This is a genomic window from Streptomyces sp. NPDC002566, from assembly GCF_042889585.1.
Taxonomy (GTDB): Bacteria; Actinomycetota; Actinomycetes; order Streptomycetales; family Streptomycetaceae; genus Streptomyces.
In genome coordinates, this window is sequence record NZ_JBIARD010000004.1 from 761,170 (window position 1) to 774,017 (window position 12,848).

The following is a 12,848-nucleotide window of genomic DNA, read 5'->3' on the forward strand; positions in this document are numbered from 1 at the left end:
GTGCTCCTTGACGAACGGATAGGATTGATTTAACGCAAGAAAGAGTAGCCGATCGAAGGACCGACCCCGCAATCGGCTACTGTGTGTAGCGGTGACCGGACTTGAACCGGTGACACAGCGATTATGAGCCGCTTGCTCTACCGACTGAGCTACACCGCTTTGATGCGATCGGGCCCCGCCTCGCGGCGGGAACCTCTCACACCAGAGCCCCAATACGGAATCGAACCGTAGACCTTCTCCTTACCATGGAGACGCTCTGCCGACTGAGCTATTGGGGCGAGCGATGAAGACATTACACGGTCCGCAGCCGATCGCCCAAATCCGTTCCGTGTACCCCGCCGGGCGCCGTTTCCCCGGCGTCCCGGCGATCTCCACCGCCCCTTCCGCCCCTGGACCACACCGGTACGACTATTGCGCTCCTCCCCGCCGCTGCCGGAGCTCCGTCCTAGGCTCGACTCACTCTGCGTGATCTTGCCCCGCGCCTGTGCTCCATGCGCCGGGGCGCCCGAGCCTTTCGCACCGCTGATGCCCCAGGAGCGCGATGCCCGACAGCCAGCCGCCCCCGCCTCGGCCGTCCTCGTCCTCTCCCTCGGCCTCCCCGTCAGGCCGGTCGCCGGATCCCGCCCCGCTCCTGCTGTGCGGCGCGCGTCTGACGGACGGCCGGACGGTGGACGTACAGCTCGGCCGCGGCCGCATCGAGGCGGTCGGCACGGCGGGCAGCCTGGCGGCCGGGTCGCCCCGCGGCGCCCGCGTGGATCTCAGCGGCTACCTCCTCCTCCCCGCGCCCGCCGAACCGCATCTGCACGCCGACACCGCCCTGTCCGCCGACACCGAGGGCCCCGTCTCCCACGCCCCGCACGACATCCGGCGCCGGGCCACCGAGGCCGCGCTGCTGCACCTCGGCCACGGCACGACCGCGCTGCGCGCACACGTACGCGTGGGCGACGTACAGGGCCTCGGCGCGCTGGCCGCCGTCCTGGAGGCCGGGCGTTCGCTGCGTGGCCTCGCCGAGCTGACGACGGTGGCGATGCCCCGGGTGCTGACCGGGCCGGCCGGGGCGGAGGGGCTCGCGATCCTGCGGGACGCGGTGCGCATGGGCGCCTCGGTGGTGGGCGGCTGCCCGGATCTCGACCCCGACCCGACCGGCTACGCGGAGACCGTCCTGGCGCTCGCCTCGGAGTACGGCCGACCCGTCGACCTGCACACCGACGCCGCCGACCCGGCCCGGCTCGCCCGTCTCGCCGCCATGGCCGGCGGTCTGCGCCCCGGCGTGTCCCTCGGCCCGTGCGCCGGCCTCTCCGCCCTCCCCGCCGAGGCCGCGGTCCGCACCGCCGACCAGCTCGCCGCGGCCGGCGTGACGGTGGTCTGCCTCCCGCAGGGCGGCTGCGGGGCCGTCGAACGCCGGGGCACCGCGCCCGTACGGCTGTTGCGCGCGGCCGGCGTCCGGGTGGCGGCCGGGAGCGGCGCCCTGCGCGACGTGTCGAACCCCGTCGGCCGCGGCGACCCCCTGGAGGCGGCCTACCGTCTCGCCGCCCGCCACGGCCTGCGCCCGGAGGACGCCTACGACGCGGTGAGCACGTCCGCGCGTGCCGCTCTCGGGCTGCCCGAGGTCCGCGTGGAGGCGGGCTTCCCGGCCGATCTGCTGGCGGTCCGCGGAGACCGGCTGGCGAGCGCGCTCTCCCTGGCGTACAGCCGGATCGTCATCCACGCGGGGCGCGTGGTGGCGCGCACCAGCGCGGTGCGGGAGTACTGCGCTTTGTCCGAGGGCCCGGCCTCGGAGTTGGGGCTGCCTCGGCAGGGCCGGGGCGAGCTGTCGTAGGACAGCCGATGTCCTGCGCGGTGCGGTGAGCGATGTCGTGCGCGGTCCCCGAGGAGCGGGGCATCGCACGGACGTTCGCCCGTGGGGCGGTACGGGTGGGTCGGGCGTACGGTCGAAAGCATGCGCATTGTGATTGCTGGAGGTCATGGTCAGATCGCGCTGCGGCTGGAGCGGGTGCTCGCCGCGCGCGGACATGAGGTCGCGGGCATCATCCGCAAGGCGGAGCAGGGCGAGGACCTGCGGGCCGCGGGTGCCGAACCCGTCGTGCTGGACCTGGAGTCGGCCTCGGTCGACGAGGTCGCGGAGCGGCTGCGGGGCGCGGACGCGGCCGTGTTCGCGGCGGGCGCGGGCCCGGGCAGCGGGACGGGACGCAAGGAGACCGTGGACAAGGGTGCGGCGGTGCTGTTCGCGGACGCGGCGGTGCGCGCGGGCGTACGAAGGTTCGTGATCGTGTCGTCCTACGGCGCGGACGCCGGGCACCAGGGCGACGAGGTCTTCGACGTCTACCTGCGCGCCAAGGGCGAGGCGGACGCGTACGTGCGGGGGCTGGACGCCCTCGACTGGACGGTCCTGCGCCCCGGTTCGCTGACGGACGACCCGGGCAACGGGCTGGTCCGCCTGGAGGCGCGGACGGGCCGCGGCTCGATCCCGCGCGACGACGTGGCGGCCGTGCTGGCGGAGTTGCTGGACACCCCGGCGACGGCCGGCCTCACGCTGGAGCTGATCGGCGGGTCGACACCGGTGTCGGTGGCGGTGAAGTCGGTCGCGGGGAACTGACCGGGGCTTCCCGGGCTCCGGGTGTCAGAACAGCGGCAGCTGCCCGGGGACCTCGGGGACGACGTATCCGTCCAAGGAGGGCTGCGCCGCGCCCAGTTGTGCCGTCCGGCGGGAACCGGGGCAGGAGGTGAGCTGCCCGCTCCCCCGCGCGCCCGGCGGGTCGTGCCGGGCAAACCGTCCGGCGACGACGGCGATCTCGCGGCGGCACTCGGGGCAGGTTCTGCGACGGCTGGACATGCCGTCAGTGTGCCCCAGTGGGCGGGGCGGGCATCCGGTCCGATCCGGTTGTCCGCGTCGCTCGTCGCGCGGAACCCGGCGCTCCTCCCTAGCATCCGTACATATGGCACATACCTTCGAGGAACTCGTGGAGAAGCAGCGCGCGGCCGACGAGGCCCACGCGAGGGTCCTGCACCTGCGGGACACCTACGGCGCGCCCACGGCGGCCGCCTGGTCGGAGATCCAGAGCGACACCTACGAGACCGCCTGGCGCGCCTGGCGCGACCTGGCCCGCGACGTGAGGTCCGCGATGACCGACTTCGCCAAGGAGGCGGGCAGACCGCGGACGGACGTGGAGGCGGAGGTGAGAAGGGCGGCGAAGTCCCCGGAACGGACTGCCGCGGAGGAGGAGTAGGGGCCGCGCACTCCTGTGATGTGAGAGCCGGGGACGCCATCAGCGCATGACGAAGGGCCCGTGATCCACTGTGACAGCAGATCACGGGCCCTTCGTTCCCGTGTGGCGGCGCCAGGATTCGAACCTGGGAAGGCTGAGCCGGCAGATTTACAGTCTGCTCCCTTTGGCCGCTCGGGCACACCGCCGGGGTTTGCTGCCGTTCGAACCGCTTTTCGGCGGTGCTCCCTGGCAACGACGTAAACGATACCTGATGCGCAGGGGTGCTTCGCCACCCGATTCCGCGCCGCCCGGACCCGGCCGGGTGGCTAGGCTTGTCCGGATGCGGCCCGCGGCTTTCGGCGGGCTCGGCGGCAGCCCCACGGACGCCGACACGCACCCGATACGCACACCGATACAAGGAGCCACAGGACATGGCCGACTCCAGTTTCGACATCGTCTCGAAGGTCGAGCGGCAGGAGGTCGACAACGCCCTCAACCAGGCCGCCAAGGAGATCTCCCAGCGCTACGACTTCAAGGGCGTCGGCGCCTCGATCTCGTGGTCCGGAGACAAGATCCTGATGGAGGCGAACTCCGAGGACCGGGTGAATGCCGTCCTCGACGTCTTCCAGTCGAAGCTGATCAAGCGGGGGATCTCGCTGAAGGCGCTGGACGCGGGCGAGCCGCAGCTCTCCGGCAAGGAGTACAAGATCTTCGCGTCGATCGAGGAGGGCATCTCTCAGGAGAACGCGAAGAAGGTCGCCAAGCTCATCCGCGACGAGGGTCCCAAGGGCGTGAAGGCCCAGGTCCAGGGTGACGAGCTGCGCGTCAGCTCCAAGAGCCGCGACGACCTGCAGGCCGTCATCGCCCTTCTGAAGGGCCAGGACTTCGAGTTCGCTCTGCAGTTCGTGAACTACCGGTAGGAACGGCTTTGCTGACGGGCGGACGCTTCAGGGTGTCCGCCCGTCGGCGTGCTCGGCGTGTTCCCGTGGCCGTGCGCCGGCGGGAACGGCGCTCAGGGGGCGAGGCCCCCCCTCAGTCGCGTGAGTGGCCGAACAGGATGCGGTAGGCGATGAGGAGCACCAGTGATCCGCCGATCGCCGCGGCCCAGGTGGCGCCGTCGTAGAAGTCCTTGCTGATCGGGTGGTCCAGCCAGCGGGCCGATATCCAGCCGCCGATGAACGCGCCGGCGATGCCGATGACGGTCGTGCCGATGAAACCGCCCGGGTCGCGGCCGGGCAGCAGGACCTTGGCGATGACGCCGGCCAGCAGCCCCAGAATGATCCAGCTGATGATGCTCATGCCCTGAACCTGCCCTTCCGCGCTGTGCGCTCACCGTCCGGGCGCTGTGATCTCGCTGCCCGACGGCGGCATTCGCGGTCCGTGCCCCGTTTCGCGCCCTGTCGATGTGACGACGATCGTGCAGCACCCGCCGGTTCCCGGGGCGGGTCGGTTCAGCGGGCGGCGAACGGCTCGTCCGTGCTGACGATCTCGCGGCCGAGGGGCAGCAGGGACACCGGGATCAACTTGAAGTTGGCGATGCCGAAGGGGATGCCGATGATCGTGACGCACAGGGCGATGCCGGTCGCGATGTGGGCGAGGGCGAGCCACCACCCGGCGAGGACCAGCCACAGCACGTTGCCCACGCAGGACGGGGCGCCGGCGTCGCGGCGCTCGATCGTGGTGTAGCCGAAGGGCCAGAGGGCGTAGACACCGATGCGGAACGCCGCCAGGCCGAAGGGGATTCCGATGATCGTGACGCACAGCAGCACGCCGGCCAGCAGGTAGCCGAGGAACAGCCAGAAGCCGCTGAGCACGAGCCATATGACGTTGAGGATGGTCTTCACTGTCGGTGACCTGCCATCTTCTCGAGACGGGCGATGCGCTCCGCCATGGGCGGGTGCGTCGAGAACATCTTGGAGAGTCCCTGGCCCGGGCGGAACGGGTTGGCGATCATCATGTGGCTCGCGGTCTCGATCCGGGGCTCGGGGGGCAGCGGAAGCTGCTTGGTGCCGAGTTCGAGCTTGCGCAGGGCGCCGGCGAGGGCCAGGGGATCGCCGGTGAGCTGTGCGCCGGAGGCGTCGGCCTCGTACTCGCGGGAGCGGCTGATGGCGAGCTGGATGAGGCTGGCGGCGAGCGGGCCGAGCAGCATGATCAGGAGCATGCCGAAGATGCCGGGGCCGTCGTCGTCGCTGGAGCGGCCGATCGGGATGAAGTAGGCGAAGTTGACGAGGAACATGATCACGGAGGCGAGGGCGCCGGCGACCGAGGAGATGAGGATGTCCCGGTTGTAGACATGGCTCAGCTCATGGCCGATGACGCCGCGCAGCTCGCGTTCGTCGAGGAGGCGGAGGATGCCTTCCGTGCAGCACACGGCGGCGTTGCGCGGGTTGCGGCCGGTGGCGAAGGCGTTGGGCGCCTCGGTAGGGGAGATGTACAGCCGGGGCATGGGCTGACGGGCCTGGGTGGAGAGCTCGCGGACCATGCGGTAGAGCGCCGGGGCCTCGAACTCGCTGACCGGCCGGGCGCGCATCGCGCGCAGTGCCAGCTTGTCGCTGTTCCAGTACGCGTACGCGTTGGTGCCGAGCGCGACGAGGACCGCCACGACGAGCCCCGCCCGCCCGAAGAAGCTGCCGATGGCGATGATGAGTGCCGACAGTCCCCCGAGGAGTACTGCGGTCCTTAGCCCGTTGTGCCGGCGGTGCACGGTACGCCCTCCAAGTCGTGCGGCAGGGACCCCTGAACGTGTTGCCTGATCTTGCCGTCTGATGTGCGAGGCCCCTGGTGTCGTGGTGCCACGTCCAGTGGAACCTCCCGTTTTGGTCAACGCCAGACGGGGGGCTCGGGTTCCCTTGTGCGACCGGCGGCCGGGGTGGGCCGTCCGGGTGAGGGCCGGTGAGGGCCGGTGACAGGACCGGCGGGCACTCAGAAGAGGGCTGTGCCGGCGAAGCGCAGGACCAGTTGGGGTGCACCGGAGAGGACGACGCCGAGGACGGCGGTGAGGGCGAGCGCGGCGGTGAGGGGCGCGGGGACCCGGTGCCGTACGGGCTCGCCCTCAGGGGCGCGGAACAGCAGGGCCGTCCACTGGAGGTAGTAGTACAGGGCGATGACCACGTTGACGGCCATGACGACCGCCAGCCAGCCCAGGCCCGCGTCGACGGCGGCGGAGAACACGGTGACCTTCGCGAAGAGGCCGATGATCCCCGGCGGCAGACCGGCCAGGCAGAGCAGGAAGAAGGCCAGGAGGAGCGCGGAGAGCGGGTTCTTCGCGTGGAGGCCGCGGTAGTCGGCGAGGCGGTTCTGCGGGCGGGTGCGGCCGACGAGGGCGGCCACGGCGAAGGCGCCGAGGTTCACGGCGGCGTACGTCAGGGCGTAGGCGACGGTGGAGCCGATGGAGCGCTGGGGGTCGTCAGAGTACGCGGCGGCGGCGATCGGTACGAGGAGGTAGCCGGCCTGGCCGACGGAGGACCAGGCGAGCAGGCGTACGGCGCTGTACGCGCGCGTGGCCTGCTGGCGCAGGGCGCCGACGTTGCCGGCGGTCATGGTGAGGGCGGCCAGCGCGGCCAGCGCGGGGCCCCACACGTCGGCGTACGAGGGGAAGGCGACGACGGTGACGAGGATGAGGCCGGAGAAGCCGACCGCCTTGCCGACGACGGAGAGGTAGGCCGCGATGGGCAGGGGGGCGCCGACGTAGGTGTCGGGGACCCAGAAGTGGAAGGGGACGGCGGCCGTCTTGAAGGCGAAACCGACGAGGGTGAGGACGACTCCGGCCTGGGCGAGGGTGTGGAACTGTCCGTCGACGTCCTGGATGCGTTCGGCCACCCGGTTGAGGTGCAGGGTGCCGGTGGTGGCGTAGACGAAGCTGATGCCGAGGAGGCTGACGGCGGTCGCGGTGACGGACGACAGGAAGAACTTCAGGGCTGCTTCGGAGGACCTGCGGTCGCCGTGGCGGATGCCGACGAGGGCGAACGCGGGCAGGGAGGCGACCTCCAGGGCGACGACGAGTGTGGCGAGGTCGCGGGAGGCGGGCAGGAGGGCGGCGCCGGCGGCGGAGGACAGCAGCAGGAACCAGAACTCGCCCTCGGGGAGCCGTCCGCGCGCGTCCTTCAGGGCGGTGACCGACAACAGGGCGGCCAGCAGCGCTCCCCCGAGCACCAGGAACTGGATGACGAGGGTGAAGTGGTCGGCCGTGTAGCTGCATACGCGTGTGTCACTCGTGAGGCAGAAGGTGGAGCGGTCGCCGTCCAGGAGGGGCAGCAGGAGGGCGGTGGAGGCGGCGAGGCCGGCGACGGACAGCCATCCGAGGAGTGCCTTGCGATGGCCGTCGAGGAACAGGTCGGCGACGAGGACGACGAGTGCGACGACCGCCGCGAGGGTGGGCGGGGCGATAGCGAGCCAGTCGACGGACTGCACGAGGGACGGTGCGGCCGGGGAGCTCATCGGGTGCCTCCTGCGAGGAGCTGCTGCACGGCCGGGTCGGTGAGGCCGAGGAGTGCCTTGGGCCACAGGCCCGCGACGACGGTGAGGACGACGAGCGGGGTCCAGGCCGCGAACTCGTACGCGCGGACGTCGGCGAGTCGCGGCGCGCCCTGCGGGATCGCGCCCATGCAGACGCGGCGGACGACGACGAGGAGGTAGGCGGCGGTCAGCAGGGTGCCGAACGCGGCGATCGCCGTGAAGGTGAGGAAGGCGGGACGGCTGAGTCCGGCGGCGGGATCGAACGCGCCGAACATGGCCAGCATCTCGCCCCAGAACCCGGCGAGGCCGGGCAGGCCGAGCGAGGCGACCGCGGCGAAGGCGAGCAGGCCGCCGAGGCGCGGGGCCTTGCCGTAGAGCGCGGCGCCGCTCTGCTGGGCGAGGGTGTCGAGGTCGGTGGTGCCGGTGCGGTCCTTGAGGGCTCCGACCAGGAAGAAGAGCAGGCCGGTGATGAGGCCGTGGGCGACGTTGGCGAACAGGGCGCCGTTCACTCCGGTCGGGGTGGTGGAGGCGATGCCGAGGAGGACGAAGCCCATGTGGCCGACGGAGGAGTAGGCGACGAGGCGCTTGAGGTCGCCCTTGGCGCCCCGCTTGGCGAGGGCGAGGCAGGCGAGGGAGCCGTAGACGATGCCGACGACGGCGAAGGCGGCGAGGTAGGGCGCGAAGGTGTGGAAGCCGTCGGGCGCGACCGGGAGGAGGATCCGGACGAAACCGTACGTGCCCATCTTCAGCAGCACGCCGGCGAGGAGGACCGAGCCGACGGTCGGGGCGGCGGTGTGGGCATCGGGCAGCCAGCTGTGCAGGGGCCACATCGGGGTCTTCACCGCGAGCCCGATCCCGACCGCGAGAACGGCGATGACCTGCACGGATGTACTCAGCGACCGGCCGTTGTCAGTGGCGAGTGCCATCATGTCGAACGTGCCCGCTGTGACGCCGATCACGAGCAGGCCGAGCAGCATGATCACGGATCCGAGCAGCGTGTACAGGATGAACTTGGAGGCCGCCCGGGTCCGGCCCTCGCCGCCCCAGCGGGCGATGAGGAAGTACATCGGGATCAGCACGGTCTCGAAGGCGAGGAAGAACAGGATCAGGTCGAGGGCGGCGAAGGTGGCGAGGGTGCCGGCCTCCAGGACGAGCAGGAGAGCGACGAAGGCCTTGGGGCTCGGGCCCTTGGGCGGGTTGAAGTAGGAGTAGAGCGCGCAGAGGAAGGTCAGCAGTGCGGTCAGGACCAGGAGGGGGAGGGAGATGCCGTCGATGCCGAGGTGGATGCGCACGTCGAGTGCGGGGATCCAGCTGATGTCGGTCGTGGCCTGCATCTTCGAGGGGTGGTCATGGTCGAAGCCGACCGCGAGGGCGATGGCGGCGGCGAGGATCGCGCCGGTCACGGTGACGCCGTGCCGCAGGACGGCCTGCTCGGGTGACGTCCCCTTCAGTCCGGGTGGGGCGGGCAGGAGAGCGGCGGCCGCGCCGAGGAGCGGACCGGCCACGATCAACGCCAGAAGGAACTGCATCACGGACTCGTTGATATCGATCACTCCTGCTCACGCTCCCGTCGCGACGAGGACGGCGGCGACCGCCAGGACGACGGCGCCGGCGAGCAGCGCGCTCACATAGGTCTGGACGTTGCCGGTCTGGGCACGCCGTACGGCGGCGCCGAGCCAGCGGGGCAGCGTGCCCGCTCCGCTGACGTAGGTGTCGACGACCTCGCGGTCGAGGAACCGGACGAGGCTCGCTCCGGCCTGCACCGGGCGCACGAACAGGGTCCGGTAGACGGCGTCGAGGTGGAAGCCGGCGGCGGCGTGGCGGTGCAGCGGGCCGAGCAGGAGCCGGCCGGGGTCGGCCGGGTCGGGCGCGGCGGCCACGTCACCGTAGGCGGGCGTGTGCGTCGCGATGGCCTCGGCCTCCACGGCTGCGGCGTCGCGCTCGGGGTGGGCGGCGACCGCGCCCATCGGGATGCGTGCGGCTTGCGCGGTGGTGTGCCGCCAGGCCGCGCCGACGACGAGGACACCGGCCAGCGCCAGGCCCGTGCCGAGGACGGATGTGGTGAGGGTCGGGGCCAGGTCGCCGCCGTCGAACCAGTCGGGCAGCGTGCGGTAGGCGAACCCGCCGACGGCGAGGGAGGGGGCGGCGAGCACCCACAGCACGGCGGTCATCGGCAGGGGCTCGCGGCCGTGGTCGGGGGCTTCGGCGCCCCGGCCGTTGAAGGCCAGCAGCCACAGGCGGGCCGCGTAGGCGGCGGTGAGGAGGGCGGTGAGCAGTCCGGTGACGAGGACGATCCAGCCCGCGGCGGCGGGGGCGTAATCGCTGTGGCCGGTGGAGGCGTGTTCGGCGGCGCCGAGGACGGACTCCTTGGAGAAGAAGCCGCTGAACGGCGGGATCGCGGCGAGCGCGAGCAGCGCCACGGTCATCGTCCAGAACGCGTCGGGGACGCGGTCGCGCAGGTGGCTCATGCGGGACATCGCGGCCAGGGAGTTGGTGCCGGCGGCGTGGATGATCACGCCGGCGGCGAGGAACAGCAGCGCCTTGAAAGCGCCGTGCGACAGGAGGTGGAAGACGGCGGCGCCGCGGTCGCCGACGGCGAGGGCGCCGGTCATGTAGCCGAGCTGGCCGATCGTCGAGTAGGCGAGGACGCGCTTGATGTCGTCCTGGGCGAGCGCGGCGACACCGGAACCGGCCATGGTGACGGCGGCCATGACGGCCAGGACGACCATGGCGGCCTGGGATGCCTCGAAGACCGGGAGGAGGCGGGCGACGAAGTAGACGCCGGCGGCGACCATCGTCGCCGCGTGGATCAGCGCGGAGACGGGTGTCGGGCCCGCCATCGCGTCGGGGAGCCAGGTGTGCAGCGGGAACTGCGCCGACTTGCCGGCCACGCCCGCCAGGAGGAGCAGGGCGATGAGGGTCGGGTGGTCGAGTCCGTCGTGGGCGACGGCGCCGAGGACCTTGGTGATGCGGAAGGAGCCGGCGTCGGTGGCCAGGGCGAACAGGCCGAGGAGGAAGGGGACGTCGCCGAGCTTGGTGACGAGGAAGGCCTTGATGGAGGCGGCGCGGGCCTCCGGGGTCTCCCAGTAGTGGCCGACCAGGAAGTAGGAGCAGATGCCCATGACTTCCCAGCCGACCAGCAGCACGATCAGGTCGCCGGAGTAGACGACCAGGAACATCGCGGAGGTGAACAGGGAGACGAGCGCGGCATAGGACGCATAGCGCGGGTCCTCGCGCAGGTAGGCGGTCGAGTAGATCTGCACGCAGCCGGCGACCAGGCCGACCAGGACGGCGACGAGCGCGGCGAAGCCGTCGATGTACAGCGCCAGTTCGATCGGGACCGAGCCGGTGGGGGTGAGCTCGGTGGCCGCGTCGACGGCCGCGTCCCCGCCCTGCCGTACGGCGACGACGGCGGCCAGGACGAGGGAGGCGAGGGTGGGCAGGACCGCGAGCGGGCGGACGAATCCGGGGGCGGTGCGGCCGAGGAGCAGTCCGGCGACCGCGCCGAGGAACGGCAGGAGCGGGACGAGGACGGCGAGGGTGGTGGTGGTCACGCGGTGGCCTCGGACTTCCCGGCCCGGCCGGCCTGTTCGGCCGCGCGGGCGCCGCTGTGGGGGTCGCCGGGGCCGTCGGGACCGTCGGCGTCCAGGACTTCGTGGCCCTCTGCGGTGTCGCGGAGCTTGTCGATGTCCGCGGTGCCGCGGTTGCGGTGGACGGCGAGGACGATGGCCAGGCCGATGCCGATCTCGGCGGCGGCGACGGCGATGGTGAACAGGGTGAGGGCCTGGCCGGAGTGCAGGGTCTCCTCGGCGGTCCTGCTGAGCCAGACGTCGAAGGCGACGAGGTTGAGGTTGACGGCGTTGAGCATCAGCTCGACCGACATCAGCACCAGGATCGCGTTGCGGCGGGCGAGCACGCCGTACAGGCCCGTGCAGAAGAGGAGGGCGGCGAGGACGGCGGGATAGGCGAGGTGCATCAGCGGGCGCCGCCTTCCGGCTCGGCCGGCGAAGTCCCGGAACTTTCTGTGACGGTCCGGGAACTCTGGGTTACGGGTCGGGAGTTCACAGGGGGAGAGCTCGACTCGGCCTTCGCCTTGCGGGACAGGACGATCGCGCCGACCAGTGCGGCGAGCAGGAGGACGGAGAGGGCCTCGAAGGGAAGGACCCAGTGCTGGAAGAGGCTCGCGCCGGTGACCTCGGTGGAGCCGGCGGCCGGGCCGTCGAGGTCGATCCAGGTGGCGCGGAAGGCGTCGACGACCACCCAGACCAGGGCGGCCGCGGCGGCGACGGCGACCGTGAGGGCGGCCCAGCGGTTGCCGGAGTCGGCGTCCGGTGAGCGGCCGATGGGGGCCCTGGTGAGCATCAGACCGAACAGGAGGAGGACGACGACGGAACCGACGTAGATGAGGACCTGCACCCAGGCGATGAACTCGGCGGTGAGGAGGAGGTATTCGACGGCGAGGCCGCCGAGGGCGACCACCAGCCACAGGGCGGCGTGGACCAGTTGACGGGTGGTGACGGTGACGATGGCCGCGCCGAAGGTGACCAGACCGACGAGGAGGAAGGCGATCTCGACACCGGTCGGGGAGAGGAAGCCCTGCGGGGCCTGAGCGAGAGTCATGCCTCTCCCTCCGGGGGCTTGGTCGGTTCGGCTTGCGCTTCCTGGGCGGCTGCCAGCTTCTCGGCGGTCTTGCGGGCGGCGGCGATCTCCTTCGGCTCCTCCGCGCCGGGGTCGAGGGCGGGCGGGGCCGGGACCGTCCACATCCACTCGCGGAGCTTGTCCCGCTCGTGGGTGAGGTCGCGGATGTCGGTCTCGGCGTACTCGAACGCCGGGGACCAGAACAGGGCGTCGAAAGGACACACCTCGATGCAGATACCGCAGTACATGCACAGGGAGAAGTCGATGGCGAAACGGTCGAGGACGTTGCGGCTGCGTTCGCGGCCGCCGGGGGCCGCCGCCGGGACCGTCTCCTTGTGGGAGTCGATGTAGATACACCAGTCGGGGCACTCGCGGGCGCACAGCATGCAGACCGTGCAGTTCTCCTCGAACAGGCCGATCACTCCGCGGGTGCGGGGCGGAAGGTCGGGCTGGGTGTCCGGGTACTGCTCGGTGACGGTCTTCCGCGTCATCGTGCGGAGGGTGACGGCCAGGCCCTTGGCGAGGCCGCTTCCGGGGATGGGGGCCATG

The 12,848-nt window shown here is 71.6% G+C and carries 14 protein-coding genes and 3 tRNA genes; 4 read left to right on the plus strand and 13 right to left on the minus strand.

Going from position 1 to position 12,848, the window contains the following annotated elements:
- Positions 1 to 86 precede the first annotated feature (86 nt).
- Both ACFYXA_RS20625 and ACFYXA_RS20630 read right to left on the minus strand, forming a co-directional pair.
- A tRNA-Met gene (locus ACFYXA_RS20625) sits at positions 87 to 159 on the minus strand.
- A 46-nt stretch (positions 160 to 205) separates the two neighbouring features.
- A tRNA-Thr gene (locus ACFYXA_RS20630) sits at positions 206 to 278 on the minus strand.
- A 263-nt stretch (positions 279 to 541) separates the two neighbouring features.
- Between ACFYXA_RS20630 and ACFYXA_RS20635 the strand changes: the two genes are divergently transcribed.
- Positions 542 to 1,819 (plus strand): amidohydrolase family protein, encoded by a 1,278-nt coding sequence (locus ACFYXA_RS20635; protein ID WP_352245282.1) that lies wholly within the window; start codon positions 542 to 544, stop codon positions 1,817 to 1,819.
- 120 nt (positions 1,820 to 1,939) lie between these two features.
- On the plus strand, positions 1,940 to 2,596 hold the full coding sequence (locus tag ACFYXA_RS20640) for an SDR family oxidoreductase (protein WP_130441005.1): 657 nt from the start codon (positions 1,940 to 1,942) through the stop codon (positions 2,594 to 2,596).
- A 24-nt stretch (positions 2,597 to 2,620) separates the two neighbouring features.
- Here ACFYXA_RS20640 and ACFYXA_RS20645 read toward each other — a convergent pair whose 3' ends face one another.
- Positions 2,621 to 2,833 (minus strand): hypothetical protein, encoded by a 213-nt coding sequence (locus ACFYXA_RS20645; RefSeq protein ID WP_389034690.1) that lies wholly within the window; start codon positions 2,831 to 2,833, stop codon positions 2,621 to 2,623.
- Positions 2,834 to 2,936: 103 nt separating this feature from the next.
- On the opposite strand from ACFYXA_RS20645, the gene ACFYXA_RS20650 reads away from it, so the two are divergent.
- The gene (locus ACFYXA_RS20650) at positions 2,937 to 3,227 is read left to right on the plus strand and encodes a hypothetical protein (RefSeq protein WP_352245280.1); all 291 of its coding nucleotides are present in this window, start codon (positions 2,937 to 2,939) and stop codon (positions 3,225 to 3,227) included.
- 103 nt (positions 3,228 to 3,330) lie between these two features.
- Here ACFYXA_RS20650 and ACFYXA_RS20655 read toward each other — a convergent pair.
- Positions 3,331 to 3,412 (minus strand) — tRNA-Tyr (locus ACFYXA_RS20655).
- A 225-nt stretch (positions 3,413 to 3,637) separates the two neighbouring features.
- On the opposite strand from ACFYXA_RS20655, the gene ACFYXA_RS20660 reads away from it, so the two are divergent.
- Positions 3,638 to 4,126: a YajQ family cyclic di-GMP-binding protein gene (locus ACFYXA_RS20660; protein ID WP_352245279.1), complete on the plus strand. Its 489-nt coding sequence runs from the start codon at positions 3,638 to 3,640 to the stop codon at positions 4,124 to 4,126.
- Positions 4,127 to 4,238: 112 nt separating this feature from the next.
- On the opposite strand, the gene ACFYXA_RS20665 is transcribed toward ACFYXA_RS20660, so the two are convergent.
- The 9 genes from ACFYXA_RS20665 to ACFYXA_RS20705 form a co-directional block, all read right to left on the minus strand.
- Positions 4,239 to 4,505 carry a GlsB/YeaQ/YmgE family stress response membrane protein gene (locus ACFYXA_RS20665; protein WP_351333050.1) on the minus strand — a complete coding sequence of 89 codons (267 nt, stop codon included), beginning with the start codon at positions 4,503 to 4,505 and terminating at the stop codon, positions 4,239 to 4,241.
- Positions 4,506 to 4,657: 152 nt separating this feature from the next.
- Entirely contained in the window at positions 4,658 to 5,050 is a 393-nt protein-coding gene (locus ACFYXA_RS20670) for a YccF domain-containing protein (RefSeq protein WP_352245277.1), read from the minus strand.
- Positions 5,047 to 5,910 (minus strand): zinc metalloprotease HtpX, encoded by an 864-nt coding sequence (htpX, locus tag ACFYXA_RS20675; RefSeq protein ID WP_389034696.1) that lies wholly within the window; start codon positions 5,908 to 5,910, stop codon positions 5,047 to 5,049. The genes ACFYXA_RS20670 and htpX overlap by 4 nt, the downstream gene beginning before the upstream one ends.
- A gap of 218 nt (positions 5,911 to 6,128) precedes the next feature.
- Positions 6,129 to 7,643 (minus strand): NADH-quinone oxidoreductase subunit N, encoded by a 1,515-nt coding sequence (locus tag ACFYXA_RS20680; RefSeq protein WP_389034700.1) that lies wholly within the window; start codon positions 7,641 to 7,643, stop codon positions 6,129 to 6,131.
- Complete coding sequence (locus tag ACFYXA_RS20685; RefSeq protein ID WP_389034703.1) at positions 7,640 to 9,214, minus strand: NuoM family protein; 1,575 nt, start codon at positions 9,212 to 9,214, stop codon at positions 7,640 to 7,642. Before ACFYXA_RS20685 ends, ACFYXA_RS20680 begins: the two co-directional genes overlap by 4 nt.
- Before the next feature lie 6 nt (positions 9,215 to 9,220).
- The gene (locus ACFYXA_RS20690; protein ID WP_389034706.1) at positions 9,221 to 11,215 is read right to left on the minus strand and encodes an NADH-quinone oxidoreductase subunit L; all 1,995 of its coding nucleotides are present in this window, start codon (positions 11,213 to 11,215) and stop codon (positions 9,221 to 9,223) included.
- Positions 11,212 to 11,637, minus strand: a complete 426-nt coding sequence (nuoK, locus tag ACFYXA_RS20695) for an NADH-quinone oxidoreductase subunit NuoK (RefSeq protein ID WP_130440985.1) — start codon at positions 11,635 to 11,637, stop codon at positions 11,212 to 11,214. The genes ACFYXA_RS20690 and nuoK overlap by 4 nt, the downstream gene beginning before the upstream one ends.
- Entirely contained in the window at positions 11,637 to 12,281 is a 645-nt protein-coding gene (locus tag ACFYXA_RS20700) for an NADH-quinone oxidoreductase subunit J (RefSeq protein ID WP_352245271.1), read from the minus strand. Before ACFYXA_RS20700 ends, nuoK begins: the two co-directional genes overlap by 1 nt.
- Complete coding sequence (locus tag ACFYXA_RS20705) at positions 12,278 to 12,847, minus strand: NADH-quinone oxidoreductase subunit I (protein ID WP_352245270.1); 570 nt, start codon at positions 12,845 to 12,847, stop codon at positions 12,278 to 12,280. The genes ACFYXA_RS20700 and ACFYXA_RS20705 overlap by 4 nt, the downstream gene beginning before the upstream one ends.
- Position 12,848 lies beyond the last annotated feature (1 nt).

What these genes read in the sequence shown, in the direction of transcription:
- ACFYXA_RS20635 (WP_352245282.1), top strand. Translation starts at nt 542, where the DNA reads ATGCCCGACAGCCAGCCGCCCCCGCCTCGGCCGTCCTCGTCCTCTCCC.
- nuoK (WP_130440985.1), bottom strand. Translation starts at nt 11,637, where the DNA reads ATGCACCTCGCCTATCCCGCCGTCCTCGCCGCCCTCCTCTTCTGCACG.
- ACFYXA_RS20705 (WP_352245270.1), bottom strand. Translation starts at nt 12,847, where the DNA reads ATGGCCCCCATCCCCGGAAGCGGCCTCGCCAAGGGCCTGGCCGTCACC.
- ACFYXA_RS20640 (WP_130441005.1), top strand. Translation starts at nt 1,940, where the DNA reads ATGCGCATTGTGATTGCTGGAGGTCATGGTCAGATCGCGCTGCGGCTG.
- ACFYXA_RS20665 (WP_351333050.1), bottom strand. Translation starts at nt 4,505, where the DNA reads ATGAGCATCATCAGCTGGATCATTCTGGGGCTGCTGGCCGGCGTCATC.
- ACFYXA_RS20650 (WP_352245280.1), top strand. Translation starts at nt 2,937, where the DNA reads ATGGCACATACCTTCGAGGAACTCGTGGAGAAGCAGCGCGCGGCCGAC.
- ACFYXA_RS20645 (WP_389034690.1), bottom strand. Translation starts at nt 2,833, where the DNA reads ATGTCCAGCCGTCGCAGAACCTGCCCCGAGTGCCGCCGCGAGATCGCC.
- ACFYXA_RS20680 (WP_389034700.1), bottom strand. Translation starts at nt 7,643, where the DNA reads ATGAGCTCCCCGGCCGCACCGTCCCTCGTGCAGTCCGTCGACTGGCTC.
- ACFYXA_RS20700 (WP_352245271.1), bottom strand. Translation starts at nt 12,281, where the DNA reads ATGACTCTCGCTCAGGCCCCGCAGGGCTTCCTCTCCCCGACCGGTGTC.
- ACFYXA_RS20660 (WP_352245279.1), top strand. Translation starts at nt 3,638, where the DNA reads ATGGCCGACTCCAGTTTCGACATCGTCTCGAAGGTCGAGCGGCAGGAG.